General features: G+C 41.0%; 16 protein-coding genes. 10 read left to right on the top strand and 6 right to left on the bottom strand.

The window, feature by feature from the left end:
* Positions 1-9: 9 nt before the first annotated feature.
* A complete protein-coding gene (locus JWG40_RS09500; protein ID WP_205285552.1) occupies positions 10-522 on the top strand; it encodes an HIT family protein in 513 nt (170 codons plus the stop codon).
* Between the two features lie 7 nt (positions 523-529).
* Here JWG40_RS09500 and JWG40_RS09495 read toward each other — a convergent pair whose 3' ends face one another.
* Positions 530-1,387: a CheR family methyltransferase gene (locus JWG40_RS09495; RefSeq protein ID WP_205285551.1), complete on the bottom strand. Its 858-nt coding sequence runs from the start codon at positions 1,385-1,387 to the stop codon at positions 530-532.
* Between the two features lie 71 nt (positions 1,388-1,458).
* Between JWG40_RS09495 and JWG40_RS09490 the strand changes: the two genes are divergently transcribed.
* Positions 1,459-2,205, top strand: a complete 747-nt coding sequence (locus JWG40_RS09490) for a menaquinone biosynthetic enzyme MqnA/MqnD family protein (RefSeq protein WP_205285550.1) — start codon at positions 1,459-1,461, stop codon at positions 2,203-2,205.
* Here JWG40_RS09490 and JWG40_RS09485 read toward each other — a convergent pair.
* From JWG40_RS09485 to JWG40_RS09470, 4 genes are all read right to left on the bottom strand, one after another.
* Positions 2,202-2,840, bottom strand: coding sequence for an LIC11874 family lipoprotein (locus JWG40_RS09485; protein WP_205285549.1), 639 nt, complete (start codon positions 2,838-2,840; stop codon positions 2,202-2,204). The two genes, JWG40_RS09490 and JWG40_RS09485, sit on opposite strands and share 4 nt — an antisense overlap.
* A gap of 38 nt (positions 2,841-2,878) precedes the next feature.
* Positions 2,879-4,303, bottom strand: a complete 1,425-nt coding sequence (locus JWG40_RS09480; RefSeq protein ID WP_205285548.1) for an ammonium transporter — start codon at positions 4,301-4,303, stop codon at positions 2,879-2,881.
* A 9-nt stretch (positions 4,304-4,312) separates the two neighbouring features.
* Positions 4,313-6,133, bottom strand: a complete 1,821-nt coding sequence (locus JWG40_RS09475) for a GAF domain-containing SpoIIE family protein phosphatase (RefSeq protein WP_205285547.1) — start codon at positions 6,131-6,133, stop codon at positions 4,313-4,315.
* Positions 6,134-6,304: 171 nt separating this feature from the next.
* Positions 6,305-7,312 carry a hypothetical protein gene (locus JWG40_RS09470; protein ID WP_205285546.1) on the bottom strand — a complete coding sequence of 336 codons (1,008 nt, stop codon included), beginning with the start codon at positions 7,310-7,312 and terminating at the stop codon, positions 6,305-6,307.
* A 47-nt stretch (positions 7,313-7,359) separates the two neighbouring features.
* Here JWG40_RS09470 and JWG40_RS09465 point away from each other — a divergent pair, with 47 nt between their 5' ends.
* Both JWG40_RS09465 and JWG40_RS09460 read left to right on the top strand, forming a co-directional pair.
* Complete coding sequence (locus tag JWG40_RS09465) at positions 7,360-7,788, top strand: hypothetical protein (protein WP_205285545.1); 429 nt, start codon at positions 7,360-7,362, stop codon at positions 7,786-7,788.
* Positions 7,789-7,870: 82 nt separating this feature from the next.
* A complete protein-coding gene (locus JWG40_RS09460; protein WP_205285544.1) occupies positions 7,871-9,319 on the top strand; it encodes an AsmA family protein in 1,449 nt (482 codons plus the stop codon).
* A gap of 102 nt (positions 9,320-9,421) precedes the next feature.
* Here JWG40_RS09460 and typA read toward each other — a convergent pair whose 3' ends face one another.
* Entirely contained in the window at positions 9,422-11,230 is a 1,809-nt protein-coding gene (gene typA, locus JWG40_RS09455; protein WP_002974204.1) for a translational GTPase TypA, read from the bottom strand.
* Between the two features lie 118 nt (positions 11,231-11,348).
* Between typA and rplU the strand changes: the two genes are divergently transcribed.
* From rplU to JWG40_RS09425, 6 genes are all read left to right on the top strand, one after another.
* Complete coding sequence (gene rplU / locus JWG40_RS09450) at positions 11,349-11,657, top strand: 50S ribosomal protein L21 (protein WP_002982882.1); 309 nt, start codon at positions 11,349-11,351, stop codon at positions 11,655-11,657.
* Positions 11,658-11,987 (top strand): ribosomal-processing cysteine protease Prp, encoded by a 330-nt coding sequence (locus tag JWG40_RS09445; RefSeq protein WP_205285543.1) that lies wholly within the window; start codon positions 11,658-11,660, stop codon positions 11,985-11,987.
* 4 nt (positions 11,988-11,991) lie between these two features.
* Entirely contained in the window at positions 11,992-12,249 is a 258-nt protein-coding gene (rpmA, locus tag JWG40_RS09440; protein ID WP_205285542.1) for a 50S ribosomal protein L27, read from the top strand.
* A 77-nt stretch (positions 12,250-12,326) separates the two neighbouring features.
* On the top strand, positions 12,327-13,352 hold the full coding sequence (obgE, locus tag JWG40_RS09435; protein ID WP_205285541.1) for a GTPase ObgE: 1,026 nt from the start codon (positions 12,327-12,329) through the stop codon (positions 13,350-13,352).
* Positions 13,339-14,199 carry a glutamate 5-kinase gene (gene proB / locus JWG40_RS09430; protein ID WP_205285540.1) on the top strand — a complete coding sequence of 287 codons (861 nt, stop codon included), beginning with the start codon at positions 13,339-13,341 and terminating at the stop codon, positions 14,197-14,199. Before obgE ends, proB begins: the two co-directional genes overlap by 14 nt.
* A gap of 3 nt (positions 14,200-14,202) precedes the next feature.
* Positions 14,203-15,468 carry a glutamate-5-semialdehyde dehydrogenase gene (locus tag JWG40_RS09425; RefSeq protein WP_205285539.1) on the top strand — a complete coding sequence of 422 codons (1,266 nt, stop codon included), beginning with the start codon at positions 14,203-14,205 and terminating at the stop codon, positions 15,466-15,468.
* The last annotated feature ends 1 nt before the right edge of the window (position 15,469 follow it).

The following is a 15,469-nucleotide window of genomic DNA, read 5'->3' as shown; positions in this document are numbered from 1 at the left end:
AAAGTACAAATGAGTTCCTATGAAGAACATTCGCTGAGAAAAAACCTGTTCAGCATAGGAAAATTAGGCTATGCCAAAGGGGATAGACCCAATGTCGACTGCATCCTTTGCGGGGTTCGAGACAAAAACGAAATTGTTCCCAATCTGACCATTGCCGAAACGGAACTTTCTATCATCTCGGTCAATCTATTCCCCTACAATCCTGGCCATATCATCATCTTTCCCAAACGTCATATCATCCACTACTTAGAACTCACTGAAGAAGAAGCGCTCGATATCCATAGACTCACTCAAAAAACGATGAGAATCCTAGAGAAACAATGGAAGGTGCAGGGCTTTAATATTGGTTACAATTTAGGAAAGAATAGTGGAGGTTCCATTCCCCATATCCACGAACACATCGTGCCTAGATTTCCAAACGAAGCAGGATTTTTAGATGTACTTTCCAATACAAGGATTGTGATCTATGAACCCTACCAAATGTGGGATGATCTTAAAAAACTTTGGGTTAAAGAAGACTAAAATTCTCCTATTCTTTTTTTTGGTAGATGGTATGACCTAAAAACTTAAAACTATCAGAGATTCCAAACATGGTTTCTGAATGCCCAAGGATGAGATATCCCTTTGGTTTTAAACTGGCCTCAAAATTCTGGAATAACGTTTTTTGCGTTTGTTTATCAAAATAAATCACGACGTTCCTACAAAAGATTAAATCCAATTTATCCGTTATGGGAAAGGGAAAGTGCAAAAGATTGATTTGTCGAAAGTCAATCAAAGCTTTCAGGTGCGGTTTGGCTTCATAGAAAACATGATCTTTTTCTACCGTTTTGATAAAATGTTTTGTTTTCATAGCTTCAGAAACTGGTTCCAACCTGTCATCTCGATAGAGACCTTTTTTTGCGGTGGCAATGACTTGTGTATCAATGTCTGAGGCATAGATTTTGCAATTCCAACCTGGTTTTGTTTGGAAGTAATCATAAACAGTAATGGCTATTGAGTATGGTTCTTCTCCCGTCGAAGAAGCAGAACACCAAATGCGCAAGGTTTTGGTTCCCCCACTGGCAGCAGCTTGTTCTAAGGCAGGGAAATATTGGTTTTTTAGAAATTCAAAATGGTGGTTCTCTCGAAAAAAATCCGTTTTGTTTGTTGTTATACGGTTGATGAGTTCTTGCATTTCATCGGTGGCAAACTTAGGATCTAGCTTTAATTTGGCTACATAGTTTTCGAAACTAGTGATTCCCAATGTGCGAAGCCTCGCATTGAGCCTAGACTGAACCATAATTTTTTTATGTGGTGCTAAAAATATACCAGCTTGTTTGTACACTAAATTTTTAATGAATTCAAATTCGGCATCACCGATTGTGTTTAAAGATGTTCGAAAGTCCAATTTGCCCTCGTAAGTGATTCGACACTCTTTTTCAGTTCTGACAAGTTGTTTTTTAGAAGGGAAATTAGATAATGAAAATAGGCATCGTAAAACACCTGAATGCCCGCCCCCTAACCCTCTATTTTGAGAGAACTTCCGGGTATTTACCAGTATATGAAAATCCCAGTGTCCTCATTGAACTCCTAAAACGTGGGGAACTCGATTGTGCCCTTGTTTCCTCTATCGAATGCGAAAGAAATCGTGAGAGTTTGGACTTCACAAAGATTGTTGGAGTTTGTGCCAGAGATGTGGTTCGTTCGGTTCTATTCTTTCGCCATGAATCTGAGCCTGGTCTTCCCGAGGTAGTTTATACCGACAAGGGGTCTAGGTCTAGTGTGGCATTGTTACAATGCCTCCTCTTTCGTGAATTTGGAACCTTGGTGGAAGTGATCCCCACTCCTGCTTCCGAAATCTCAGAGATGATGAAAGAAGGGAAAGGATCGCATCTTTTGTTTGGCGATCATGCCTTATTACAAACACCAGTTCCGGGATACCAAGTGGTGGATCTTGCCGAATGGTGGAACCAATCTACGGGATTATATTTCTGTTTTGCCTTTTGGGCATTTCCCAAGGGAAAGGTTTGGGATGACCGCCTCTTTTTAACCGCATTGGAATATGGACTGAAGGAGTTAGACTCCATCATTAAGGAAGAAAAAAGACTTCCGATTGCTGTCACAGACCGTTATCTCAAACAAGAGTTACACTATATTCCGGAACAAAAAAATTTAGATGGGTTTGATTTGTTTATCAAAACAGCGAAGGAATTAAAACTCGTTTAGAAAAAACGAATTTTATACTCCCAAGTTTTTGAATCTGGATTTTCCAAAGTTTCTTGCAGAGGAATTTGGTATGTCAAATTTCCAAGACCAATAAAACCTCGGTTGGAACTACATTCTGAATCTTTGGGAAATAAAACTTTAAATTGAATTCTACCTTCGCGTAAAAGTCTCGAAGTTTCCGAGATGATTTTCTTTTCCCCGGCACCTGTGTCTAAAATGGCATTGTCAGTAAGATTAGGAAAATCACGTTTTACAGTTAAAGATCTTGGTTTGGATTTGATGGAAAAGGTTCCAATCAGAACTCCTTCCAAATGCAAAGGATCTTCAAAGTCTAATTTGTAAGAAACCTTACCTTTTCGTTTGAAATACATATCTGTCGTTTCCGATTTTTCTAATTCACGAAAGGTAAAGTCTCTCACCTGTAAGTTGTTATTCGATTTTTTTTTGACTGAAGATATGATTTCTTCTTTGGAAGTCGGTAGAAATTTAATGAGAGAGTCGTTCGAATCTTTTTTTAAAGGGACTGTGTATGCAATTTCTACTGTACCAGAACTTAACTTTCGAAAGAGGATGGTCTCCTCATATTCAAAACAACCAACAAAAAAAAGGATGAGTAATAAGGGAAAACGAAACACACCCTAGGCTTCCCATAAAGAAAACCTAGGGTCAAGGACTATTTGGAAACTGGGTAAGCCTCATTTCCGTGTTCTAGAATATCCAAACCTAACAATTCCTCTTCTTCCGAAACCCGAAGTCCAATTGTTTTTTTGATGAGATAGAATACTGCGAAACTAGTTGGGAATGCCCATAAAAAGGCAGTCACCACTCCGATGGCCTGAGCGGCAAACTGTGCAAAGCCTGATCCGTAAAAAAGTCCTGTATCCAGACTAAAAAGACCCACAGCCAGTGTTCCCCAGGCACCGCAAACTCCGTGAACAGAAACCGCACCCACTGGATCATCAATTTTGATTTTGTCTAAGAAGAGAACGGAGACGATGACAAGAATCCCGGCAACAGCTCCAATACAAACCGCGCCAGTAATACTCACCACATCACAAGGTGCGGTAATGGCAACAAGACCTGCGAGTCCCCCATTCAAGGTAAGGCCAATTTCAGGTTTTTTAAATAACAACCAAGTAAGAACCATAGCGGCAATCGCTCCCGCACAAGCTGCCATATGAGTGACAACAGCGATCCGAGCAAAACTCCCTCCCTCGATTGAGGTCGTAGAACCGGGGTTAAATCCAAACCATCCAAACCAAAGAATAAAAACACCAAGGGCTGCCATCGACATGTTATGTCCAAGGATTGGATAGACCCTGCCATCGGTTTGGAATTTCCCCATCCGAGGGCCCACCACAAGGGCTCCCGCAAGACCCGCCCAAGCTCCCACACTATGAACGACAGTTGATCCTGCAAAGTCGTGGAAACCCACTCCCTCTCCACCACCGAGTCCTAATGATTCTAAAAATCCGGTGGAGATTCCAAGGAGACTTCCCCAAGCAAAAGATCCGAAGATTGGATAAATAAACGCAGTGATCACAATGGAAAAGACCAAATAGGCGGAAAACTTTGTCCTCTCAGCCATGGCTCCTGATACGATCGTTGCTGCAGTGGCTGCAAAAACAATTTGGAAGATAAAGAAAGTATATTTGGAAGGATCCATATTCCCATCTTCGGTATTGATGAGGGTTTCTGCAAACGCTGGAACTCCTACCCCAAATCCCGTGAGGACTTGGGGACCAAACATAATAGAAAAACCAACCAGCCAATAAGCGATGGCCCCCACAGTTAAGTCCGAGAAGTTTTTCATAAGGATATTCACCGCATTTTTGGCTCTTGTGAATCCAGCTTCCACGTAGGCAAACCCTGCTTGCATAAAAAATACAAGAAAAGCTGCAATACAAGTCCATACCCAATTGGCTTCCTGTTTGGTTGTTTCTAGGGCAAGTTTTGTTTCCGCAAGGGAAGTTTTAATACCTGCCATTTCTTTTGCCAATGTTTCTAAACTCTGAGTTTCGTTTGCCACTTCTTCGGCTCCAAGTGCGGAACCAATAAGAAGGACCGATAAACTTAAAAATATTCCAAATCTTTTCATAAACTTTCCTTAACTAACTTTCTGCGAATGTGATTCTAACCTTAAAAGTGAGGTTTTTAATTCCAAACTCTGTGGTGTATTTTTTACGCCTTGTTGCAACACTTTGATTGCTTTTGGTTTCGCATTTTCTTTCAAATAACATTGCGCAAGTAAGATACTTGCTTTTGCAAAACTATGGTCACTTGAAAGCGCCATCTTTAACGCACGTTTTGCTTCCGAAATCATTCCTGCCTTGTAATAAGCACGTCCCATCATAAAATGAGAAGCAGCTGTATTGTCCCCGGAAGTCCGTAAATACTGCTCTAAATAGCGGATCGCTTCGTTGTATTTTCCGTCCCTATAATACATCTTTCCTAAAAAGACTAAGATTTCTTTCAGAGAAGAATCAATGCTATAAGCTTTGAGTGCTTGAGCATAAGCCTCTTCCATTTTCATCTTGGAATTGGACTGTTTCGCCATTTGTATGTAATGCGAAGCTTCTGGAATGGAATCCCCACAATACAGAAAGAGAAAACTTAAATCATCTCCATTCGGAACATCCCCTTGGTATGCCCGAAATCGTTCTACAAAGGCATTGGAGAGTTTTTTTAGATCCACTTTCCCGCGACCTTCCATTACAAGGCGTTCTCTTTCGTCTTGTAACCAAGTAAGGATTCGATCCACTCCCACCTCATCTTTCAGATGGTTTCTTTGTTCACTAAATCCATCAGAGATGAGAAGTAAAAAATCTCCCGGCTCTAACTTACCTTGTTTTTCTTCATAGTCGATTTTTCTAACAGGAAGGATTCCTAGCGGAACACCTTTAGTATCATACTGAATGAAAGTATCATCAGCAGCTTTGTAATGTAACATACGCTGGTGGCCTGCGTTTACATAACCAAAAGTATAATCACTAAAAATACGAACCATAAAAGCAGTGAAATAAGTGGATTCCGGAAGTTGTTCTCTTAGTTTTTCTCCAAGTTCCTCCATAATCTCGGTGAGTCCAAGTCCTGCCATCACCGATCTTCTGAACTGGTGGTGGATGGCCATAGTCACAAGAGCCGCTGGAATTCCATGTCCCGATACATCAATATTGATTGCAGTGAGTGAATGGCCTTGTCGTACAATGTCGACAAGATCCCCACTCACTTCTGCCATTGGTTCGTAGTGGCTTGCAAAATAAATTCCGTTCCATGCACTAAGGTCTTGGGGAAGGATTTGGCTTTGGACATTTCGTCCCATTTTCAAATCCCATTCTAATTGATTTAATATCGCTGCTTCTCTGGCTCTTGCGGTTACAAGTCCTTCAATGAGTCTTACGCCGTAAAGGGCAAGGGCCAATTGCGAAGTGAGGGCTTCTAGAATTTCTAGGTCATCAATGATATAAAAATTTTCTCGTTCACTTTCTACAGCAAGAGTCCCAAGGATTTCTTCCTTTTGCATGATGGGAACACACATGACTGACTTTGTTTTTTCCCCTTCATCGAAGAAGTGAGCAGAACGTGTTAGGTCATTCACAAGAACTGGTTCTTTGGTTTCGAAGACCGCACCAGAATAACCTTCCCCCATCACTAAATTTCTACGGGGAGGCTCTGTCTCTTTGACAAACTTAACAGGGACTAGATACTCTCCATCCCAGAGTCGGAGGGTTGTATTGTCCGACTCAAAAATTTCCTGGCAGATCAGGATGACCTTGGAAAAGAGTTGGTCCTCTCTATCTAAATTGGCAAATTCTTTGGAAATGTAGAGAAGGATCGCAATTTTATCTTTGTCTGTTAATCCTCCCACGACTTTGTTTTGTCCGCGGAAGTTGACGAGCATTCGTTTGGAAACTTTGAAATCAACCATATAGGATACCTTTCTGATTTAGATGCAAGTATCGTACCGACGGTGCATCTCGCCTAAAGAAGTCAGAATATCCTATAATTCTCTACATTCTGTTTCAAACTTCAGCGAAAGGAATAAAAAGCACTTATGGAAACCATCCAATTTGCTTAATATTTAAACAAATGGTGTTCTTCATTGGAACTGGATTTGGATTTGGGCCGCAGCTCGGGTCTCTGCCCCCTCTCTTTCCGGGACACTGAGTCCCGATCTTTGGAGAGAGATTGAGTATAAATATCCATCTCCTAAGGCAGAAGGAAAGATAGAACCAGCAATCCCGAGAGAAGCCGTGTAAAACCCTCTCAAAGTAGTATCTGCGCGAAATTCTCTTCCTAGTCCCGATAAAAATTGGAATGATTCTATTTTCCCAATCGCTAAACCAATGTTACCAGCATACATCGTACGGACTGGATATTGAAATGAGTTTTCGCTTCCATTGAGAGAGGTATGCGACCTTTCAAAAAATGTTCGATTCCCTTCCATTTGTAAATAGATCGATTCTGTGATTTTATAACCAACACCAACTAGCAGACGTTCAGGGAGTCTTTCTTTTAATTTTTCTGATCCTAGATATTTATCAAAGCGGTAACTGCCTGGAGATTCTAAAATCAATCCCATTCGAAAATTCCCATACTGAAAAGCAGTCGAGACGGAGACGTTCCAAGAATAAGAACTATAACCTCCAATCCTTCCTGAAACACCTGGTCCTAAATGTAAGGCAAAGGAAAGGTTTTCATTCCACTTCCAACTGACAAAACCTTGGAAAGCATAATTCGAAAAACGTTCATCAGTGGGAAAGGATCGTAAAAAAACAGGTTTGCCTCGAAACCCAAAACCCAGGGAATCGGAATAGGAAAAGTACATTGCTCCCGATAGATACAATGGTGAAGTTTTAGGATTCGCATAACTGCCGTTTACACCCCCATCCACGATATGTTTGGTTTGATTCGATAAAAAAGCAGTGTTTCCATAAAGACTTCCCATCGGATTTGGACTAACCACTCCCGTGGACGAGAGTCCAAGCAAATAGGCAGATGGGTATGCGGATTCGTAACCCGAAACTTGAGCGAAAAGACTTCCCAAAGAAGTGCCGCAAAGGAGAAGAACCAGCAGAGGGAAATACCATTTTCTTTTGAAAATCATTTACTGCCATTACTCCAAAGATTTATTGGAAAGAAAAGGGATTTCTTATGACAAGGCCAATGTACAAACAATTTCGATCCCCACAAGGTTGGTATTCCTTTCTTTTCCCTGCCAATTGGGAACAAATGGTTGTTGAAGAAATTCCTGCCTTTTTTCATCCCGATGGTGGTGGTGCCTTACAAGTTTATGCCTTTGAATCTAAATTAGAAGATTTCGATGTAGACCAGGAATTGGAAAATTACCTAAAAATCCATGAAATTGATTATGATGCCGAAAACGTGGCTGTGTTTGAAAACAATGAAGGTTCTGAGATCCGCGCTTGCGAATTTTTAAAGGAAGATCGAGTTTGGATGGTTTATATGGTAGCCAACCAAAAACGGATGATCCTTGTAACGTATAACTCGGACGAAGAAGTTGGTGATGAACTTTTCCAACAATTAACCAACATTATCAGTTCGGTTCGGTTTTTGAATTAATTTCTTTTCCTTTTTTACTTTACAGAAGCCAAATTTGCCCTAATCTCAACACCACTCTTTAGTGCCGAAATTAGGAGACCATATGAAAAAAATAGGTTACGGAATTGGTGCGGCAATCGCATCTATTCTACTCATCGTAATCATCGCGTTAGTTTTCGCTGGAAGTTTTATCACTCCCAGTTTTCTTGTAAAACAAATCGAATCCTCAATCAATGTCCGAGCCCATGTAGAATCAGTCAATATCAACCTTTTTAATGTCCTTTCGGGAATTGAGATTGAAGGCATTGTCCTTGCACCTCGGGATGATGTGGCCAACAAAGGTACACCCCTTGACGAAAGAAAATCAAAACCAAAAGGTCTCATCCAATTAGGGAAAGCCGATGTCAAAATCTCTTTTTTGGCTCTACTTACAAAAACCTTAAAGGTAAATAAAATTGTTCTAAAACAGCCAGTGATCTCGCTTACCATGAATGAAGATGGAGGAAATAATCTTACAGGTCTTTTCAAAACACCTAAGATTGTGGATGGAGAAAAGAATCCAACCCTCTCGGCAGAAGCAATTGCGGAAAGGAAAAAGGAAGCAGAGGAAGAGGCAAAAGAAGAAGCAAACGCACCCCCGTCTGGACCATTTTCCATCAAAGACATTCCTATTGCGATAAGGATGGGTCTTGTGGGAATTCAAGAGGGAAATATCCAAGTCAATATGCGGAAAACTGGCCAACAAATCTTAATTCAAAAATTGGATTTAGAATTAAGGGACATTGATATTGATGGAAGTGATTTGAAGTCGCATAACAGTATCGATGTGAATTTTGATGCGGATGTCACCATTATTGGTAGAAATAAAAAAGAAGCTGCCAAGTTTATCTTAGAAACGGACGGCAAAGTGGTTCCCTTTGTTGTGAAAACGGGCCTTGTGAATCCGAAAGTCATCTATGAAGTGACTATGAAAGAAGATTCCTTTGTTTCTGGATTTGCCGCTTTTGATGCCATTGCAGGTGAACTTCCGATGATGAACCAAGCTGGACTTAAACTGGATAAACTAAAGGAAAAAGCAGAACTTAAAAAAGATGTTTCTTTTAAAGTAGAGTATAGCAAAGGTAAGGTGACATTTTTAGATGAACCTACCTTCCCTACAAAGAACTATGACCTACAAATCACAAAAGGATCTTATATCGTCACAACCACAAACTACCATGAAATGAAGATGGGTATGTTGTATGATGAAGACGAATCAAAAAAATCTTTAGCATCGGTGGATGAAAAAATCAAACAAGCCACAAAGGGTCAGGGAGATCCAAAAGCACTTCGCAATAAAATTGTGGGTAACCTCATCAAAAACGAAAGGTTATTTATCCCCTTTCGCACTTACGGCGACATTCGGAATCCCAATGTGGAACTTGGTGTCGGTCTTGGAACACTTACTGATTTGATTGGTGGTGCTGTGAAAGAAGTGATCAAAGGAAAAGCCGGGGATGCATTGAAAAAAATTCCAGGTGCAGGAGATGCACTAAAAGGACTCGGTTTCTAAATACGAAAATTACATAAAAAAGGGACTAAACATTTAGTCCCTTTTGGAGTCTGTTCTGACTTCTAGATCAACTTTGAAGTCAGAGTTTATGGTGCGTTTTTTCTAACGACCACCACCAGATCTCTTTCTCATACTCGCATCCAAAACTTTTTTACGAAGACGCAAACTTTGTGGTGTGACTTCCAAAAGCTCATCATCATCTAAAAATTCAATGGATTGTTCCAAAGTCAGCTTCTTTGGTGGAATGAGGCGGATCGCTTCATCTGAACCTGAGGCACGAACGTTGGTTAATTTCTTTTCACGCACTGGGTTTACTTCTAAGTCAGTGTCACGGCTATTCATTCCTAGGATCATTCCTGGATAGACTGCCACTTGTGGTTCGATGAAAAGATCGCCACGTTCTTGCACTTTCCAAAGAGCATAGGCAGTCGAATCTCCAGAGTCCATAGAAATAAGAGCTCCGTTTTTACGACCAGGAATTTCGCCTTTGTATTTATCAAACTTTAAGAAGCGGCTAGACATTACGCCTTCTCCGCGAGTTTCCGAAATGAAATGCCCTCTAAATCCAATAAGCCCACGAGTGGGAATTATGTATTCCACGCGAGTGATTCCAGAGGTATGAGCATCCATTCCTTGTAACTCTCCCTTACGACGGTTGAGTTCTTGAATACAAGCACCAGAGAATTGGTCAGGTAAATCCATCACTAGAGTTTCGTAAGGTTCAATTTTTTCCCCAGCTTCATTGTATTTAATGATCACTTCAGGACGAGATACTTGGAGTTCGTATCCTTCCCTACGCATATTTTCAATGAGGATGGATAAGTGGAGTTCCCCACGTCCCAAAATTTTAAAACGATCTTTATCTTCTGTTTCTTCCAAACGGAGTGCTACGTTGGTTTCCAATTCTCGGTCCAGACGTTCACGAAGGTTTCGTGTGGTAACAAACTTTCCTTCTTTTCCAGCAAATGGAGAGTTGTTTACCATAAAGAACATGGAGACCGTTGGTTCTTCTACTTGGATGGCAGGGAGTGGAAGTGGATTGCCGAGGTCACAAACGGTATCCCCGATAAATACATCCGGAATTCCTGCCATAGCCACGATATCTCCAGATCCTGCTTCGTCGATTTCGTAACGAGTGAGTCCTTCGTATCCATAGAGTTTTGTGATTTTATAATTGGCTGTGGTTCCGTTGGTTTTAGCAAGAGTAACATCAGCACCCTTTTTCATTGTCCCTTGGTAAATTTTACCAATGGCAATACGACCGACATATTCATTATAATCAAGGGCTGTGACTTGGAATTGGAGGGCCTTGTCACTGTCTCTTTTGACTGGAGGAACATGTTCCAAAACTTTATCCAGAAGTGGCTCAATGTTCGAACCAGGAACTTCGGATAGGTGGTTCACTGCCCAACCTTGTTTTGCGGAAGCATAGATGATGGGGAAGTCTAACTGTTCTTCTGTGGCACCAAGATCACTGAATAAGTCAAATACCTTATCCACGGAAAAACCTGGTCTTGCCCCTTCTCTATCCACTTTATTTACCACTACAATCGGTTTGTGGCCTAGTTGGAGTGATTTTCCAAGTACGAACCTTGTTTGTGGCATGGGCCCGTCAAAAGCGTCCACAAGTAACAGTGTGCAGTCTGTCATGGACAAAACTCGTTCCACTTCTCCCCCGAAGTCAGCGTGACCTGGAGTATCAACGATATTAATGCGGGTTCCTTTATACTTAACCGAAGTGTTTTTGGCAAGGATCGTAATCCCTTTTTCTTGCTCCAAAGCATTGGAGTCCATAATTCTCTCTCGGTCTTCTTTCGCGGTTACGGCGCCCGTATGGCGAAGGATACAATCTGTGAGTGTCGTCTTACCGTGGTCGACGTGTGCGATGATGGCGATGTTGCGAATTTCCATTGTTTTTACCAGAAATTCCAATCCACTTAGGCTGTAAATGGGGATTTGCGTTTGACAAGAGGTGCCTATCAGAAATCCTGGTAAGAACTACATTCGAGAAAGAGATTAGGATAGTTATATGTTCGCCATCATTGAACTTGGAGCCAAACAATTTAAAGTGTCTCCTGACCAGGTATTCGTCGCAGAAAAAACAGGAAACTCGGTCGGAAGTACAGTAGAAACAAAAGTCCTACTCCTTTCCGATAACAATAAAGTCAACATTGGATCGCCAGCGCTTTCCGGTGCCAAAGTGACTTTAAAAGTATTAGAAGATTGTAAGGGTGAAAAAATCCACGGCTTTAAATACAAAAAAAGAAAGAACTACAAAAGATCTTGGGGTCACAGACAACAACTCCAAAAACTGCAAGTAGTATCAATCAACGGATAATTGATTTATAGTAAGATTTTAAAAGAATTAGGAGGGAAAATCGCAGGAATCCAACTGGAAGGACATTCTCCGAAGGACTTAGGTTCAAAAGGGGAAAACCTTTTGTGTGCTGGAGTTTCCACTCTAGTGCAGAGTGCGCACTCGTATTTGGCATCACAAAACAGTTTGGAATCGGAAACAAAACGAGACGGATACTTAGAGTTTTTAGTGAAACTTGATCAAAGAGAGGGCTACCAAAGCCTACTTTCCATGGTGGAGTTTGGATTAAAAAGTTTAGCATCCACTCATTCTGAAGCGATTTCCATCCAAGACGTAATCATAAAGGGGTAAACAAATGGCTACAAAGAAAGGTGGGGGATCCACAAAGAACGGTCGTGATTCAGAATCGAAGAGACTTGGTGTAAAAGTTTACGGTGGGCAGCTTGCTATTGCTGGTAATATCATCGTTCGCCAAAGAGGAACTGAATACAAACCCGGAAAAAACGTAGGAATTGGTCGTGACCATACCCTATTTGCACTTGTTGACGGGGTTGTGACTTTCGAACACGTAACGAAAGAAAGACAACAAATCTCCGTTTACCCGAAAGCATAGTTCCTCTCCTACAAATGAGAGGACAAAACCCGTTTTAGGATTTCCTTAAACGGGTTTTTTTTTGACCAAAGGACAATATGAGCGGATTTATAGACGAAGTACCCATTCGAATTCGAGCCGGACACGGAGGGGCAGGTTCTGTCCACTTCCATAAGGAGAAATTCGTTGAATTTGGCGGTCCTGATGGGGGGGACGGGGGAAAAGGTGGAGATGTTATTTTCCTTGCCGAAGGGCGGATGATGACTCTGGAGAATTACCTACCGGATCGTCTGTATTCTGCCCAAGACGGCGAACCTGGCCTTGGACAAAATAGACATGGAAAAAATGGTGAGGATTTAATCTTAAAAGTTCCTGTAGGAACACAAATCCTAGATTCGGTGACTATGGAACTTCTTTATGATTTCAACCACGACGGCGAAAGTTTTACCATTGCGACTGGCGGACGAGGCGGAAAAGGAAATACATTTTTTAAAACTTCCATCCAACAAGCCCCCCGTTATAGCCAACCTGGAGAAGAAGGTGGCGAACTATCTTTATTATTAGAATTAAAACTATTAGCCGATATCGGAATTGTAGGACTACCTAATGCCGGTAAGTCGACCCTACTCGCAAAAATTACCCATGCCCATCCCAAAATTGCCGGTTATGCTTTCACTACCCTCTCGCCTAATCTAGGTGTTGTGCATAGACATGAAGATTTATTTCGTTATACAGTAGCGGACATACCAGGGATCATCGAAGGTGCTTCTCGTGGTGTAGGGCTTGGGATTAGCTTTTTAAAACACATCGAACGGGTCCAAGGGATTTTGTTTTTGTTCGATGGTGGGAATCTGCAACTCGAAGAAGAATTGGAAATGTTACGCAGTGAACTTGGAAATTATAATGATTCTCTTTTGGATAAAAAATTTCTCATTGTCATCAACAAAATGGATATCTGGGACAATGACCCTACCTTTACAGCAGAGCTCCAAACGAACTATTCCCATTTAGGGGAAATCATTTGTATTTCCGCAGACAAAGAATCAAATCTGGATTATCTTTTGGAAAGGATCGATAAAGTATTCTTTCCTGAAAAATCAAAGTTAGTTTATGAAAACACGTAAGGAATTTTTAAACTCCCTGCAACAAGCAAAACTCATTGTCATTAAAATTGGAAGTGCTCGTGTTTCTGGTGAAGAATCCAAAATCAATGACTTTCTGTATGATCTTGTCGGTGACATCCGAAGTTTGCGTGACCAAGGAAAAGAAGTCATTCTCGTTTCCTCGGGAGCCATTGCCCAAGGTAAAAAACTTTTGGAAAGCCAAAACGGGAATTTTCCTAATGGAAAAACCACCCTTGCCGAAAAACAAGCGTTTGCTGCCATGGGCCAAAACAAACTCCTTAATCTCTATGAGAGTTTTTTTAGCCGAGTCAATATTCCTATCGCTCAAATTTTATTTGGAAGAAAAGACTTAAACGAAGAAAAAAGTTTTACCAACCTCAAACAAACGTTTCGTCAACTTTTGGATTGGGGAATTCTCCCTATCGTCAATGAAAATGACTCTGTATCAACCGAAGAGATCAATCTAGGAGATAATGACATTCTTTCTGCCATTGTGGCATCCATTGTGGGTGCTGACTTACTTCTTGTATTAACGGGTGTGGATGGTTTTTTAATAGAAAATTCCAAAATTGATTTATTTACCGAGATAACAGAAGAAACGGAAAGTTTAGCCACTGGACCTTCTGGTCCTGGGACCGGTGGTATGTTTACCAAAATCAATGCCGCAAAACTTTTGTTACCATTTGGAATCAAAACAGGGATTGTGAACGGAGAAAAAAAACATGCCATCTCGCAGTTTTTTGAAAAGGAAAATATTGGGACTTTAGTGGCCAATGAATCATTTCCTCATAGAATTCCAACCGCATCGGAGATCCAAACGCATTTCTTTTCTTTACCCTCGGAGTGAATTATGGCAGATGAATTGACAACCTACGCAAAGGAATTAGCCTCCAAGGCTAAGTTAGCAAGTAGAGCTCTAAAAGGACTCACGACGCTTCAAAAAAATGCAGTCCTTCTAAGCGTAGAAGAACTGCTCCTTAAAAAAGAATCCGCTATCATTGAAAAAAACCAATTGGATATGAAAAACGGAAAAGAGAAAGGACTCTCTTCCGCTATGATGGACCGCCTTCTTTTAGATTCCAAACGAATCAAAGGAATGGCCAAGAGCATTGAAGAAATTCGTAACCTTCCGGATCCCGTTGGCGAGGTAGTTCGTGGTACTATTCTACCCAATGGACTGGAGCTTCTTACCAAACGAGTACCCATTGGTGTGGTGATGACAATTTTTGAGTCAAGACCCAATGTCATCATTGATATTGCATCTCTTTCCTTTAAATCAGGGAATGCATGTATTTTGAGAGGTGGATCTGAGGCCTATCATTCCAATTTAATCCTATCCTCTCTATTCCACGAAGCCATTACTGAGGCGAATATCCCTGGAGTGACAAAAGATGCGGTGACATTTGTGGAAAATACAAATAGAGAAGCTATGGTTCCTTTTTTTCAATTGGAAGAACTGATCGATGTGATTGTTCCCCGAGGTGGCGAAACTCTCATTCGATTTGTATCTGAAAATAGTAAAATTCCTGTCATTAAACATGATAAAGGTGTAACCAATCTTTATTTGTCTAACCATGCCAATCCTGAAATTGTCCTTCCGATTCTGATCAATTCAAAAGTGCAACGGCCTGGGGTTTGTAATGCTTTGGAAAATTTATTTATCCATAAAGACTATCCGAATATCAGTGGGTTGTTAACAAACTTGGAAACGGCAGGGATTCAAATTCTTGGGGATATATCAATTCAAAAGTTAATCCCTTCCGCCAAACTAGCGCAAGAAAATGATTTTTATACTGAATTTTTGGATACTAGGCTTAGCATTCGACTGGTGGATTCTGTAACCGAAGCCATGGAAAATATTCGAAAGTATAGTTCTGGTCATACGGAATGTATCTTATCAGAAGATGTTTCCGAAATTCGAAAGTTCCAACAAGAATTGGATAGTGCTGCTATCTTTGTGAACTGTTCCACTCGGTTTCATGATGGTGGTGAGTATGGACTTGGTGCTGAGGTGGGAATTTCCACAGGAAAACTCCATGTACGTGGACCTATGGGCCTTATCCACCTAACTACAACAACTACGTATGTAACGGGTGGCGGTCAAATCCGCGGCTGAA

The organism is Leptospira abararensis, assembly GCF_016918735.1.
GTDB classification, from domain to species: domain Bacteria; phylum Spirochaetota; class Leptospiria; order Leptospirales; family Leptospiraceae; genus Leptospira_A; species Leptospira_A abararensis.
This window is presented reverse-complemented; position numbering and strand designations above follow the sequence as displayed.